The organism is Levilactobacillus lindianensis (genome assembly GCF_003946095.1).
GTDB classification, from domain to species: domain Bacteria; phylum Bacillota; class Bacilli; order Lactobacillales; family Lactobacillaceae; genus Levilactobacillus; species Levilactobacillus lindianensis.
Genome location: NZ_RHOD01000061.1, coordinates 1 through 1,568 on the forward strand (window position 1 = coordinate 1; position 1,568 = coordinate 1,568).

Here is a 1,568-nt window from a genome sequence, read left to right on the forward strand (position 1 = left end):
GAGGCTGTGACATAAGTCTCCAAAATGAAAGCTGGTTGAGAGGAATCTTCGGATTTCTCCCGACCAGCTTTTTGGTATAATTATAAATAAAAAAGAGCATCGGTCGCACCCGATACCCCAGAACCATCCTCGAAAGGACGTTCAATATGCAAGATTATTATAACATGAACCAAACCACTTTGAGTATTGCTTTAGACTATCTGCCAGAAGAAAATCATCCGGCTCGCTACATCGATACATTAGTAGAATCCTTAAAATTAGACTACTCTTATCAATTCGGCCGACCTCGTGAATACGACCTGGCGGCAATGCTCAAACTAGTTCTATTAGCCTATACTTACGGCATCTTTAGCAGTCGTCAAATCGAAAGATTTGCCCGTGAAAACAAACCAGCTGGTTGGCTAACCGCTGACCAGGTCCCTTCGTATCGGACTATTTGCCGTTTCCGAATCTCAGATGATCTAGCCAGTTTGACCAATCAAAGTTTAAACAACTTAACGTTGTTTTTGAAAGACGCCGGTGTGATTGATGACGTCACATTCATTGATGGTACTAAAATTCTGGCCAATGCCAATAAATATAGTTTCGTCTGGCGGAAGAACACGGTACGTTTTGATAAAATGAATCGGGACCAACTAGTCGCGATTTTGGGCGAACTCCACGAAGCAAAGCTTATTGGTGAAGTCCCAGCTGGCTCCGATCTCAATCCTGATATGTTAGGCGCTGTTATCGGAGCTATCGAAGATAGACTGGTCACTTTGGATGAGGAAGTTCAGGTCACTAAGAAGATCTCGCCTAACCCTGCCAAAAAGCAGCGGCGAGTTCTTAAAGCACAACGCCGGAAGCTAACGCAACGGCGGGATAAGATGATTGATCATCAACAACAGCAGGTGACCTTCGGTCAACGTAACAGTTACTCTAAGACCGACCATGACGCTACTTTTATGCGGGTCAAAGAAGATCCGATGCAAAATGGCCAGTTGAAGCCCGCCTATAATCTTCAAATAGCAACGAGTAATCAATTCATTACAGGATTCGATCTCTTTCAAAATCCAACTGATACACGAACTTTCCCAATATTTTTAGCCAGCTTAAAGTCACGAAATGTGCTGGGAAAAGTGATCGTAGCCGATGCAGGTTATGGCTCAGAAAGTAACTACCGATATTGTGAAGATGAGCTCGAAAAACACATCGTATTAGTTCCTTACGGGACAATGCTCAAAGAGAATAGTCGGAAGTGGCAGAGCGATGATCGAAAGGTAATGAACTGGGACTACTACGATAAAGATGACTATTTTATTGACCCGAAGGGTGTCAAGTTCAACTTTAAAGCTTACCGAAAGAGTACTGACAAGTATGGATTCACTCGTGAGTTCAAAGAATATGAGGCGGAAGAGTATGATGAAAATCATGAAGTAATCTCGGCAGCTTTGACACCAAAGAAAAATATTCGTCGAATTAAAGTGAATGAGTCATGGGAATACTTTAAAGCTAAGGAACGCACACAGCTTTCAAAACCAGAAAACAAGGCTATCTATGGGCGTCGAAAGATTGATGTAGAGCCAATT

General features: G+C 42.6%; 1 protein-coding gene. It reads left to right on the forward strand.

The genetic code is table 11. The features are described from left to right. Positions 1-146: 146 nt before the first annotated feature. The coding region (locus tag EKM70_RS11280; RefSeq protein WP_164506387.1) for a transposase at positions 147-1,568 on the forward strand (1,422 nt) is incomplete at its 3' end.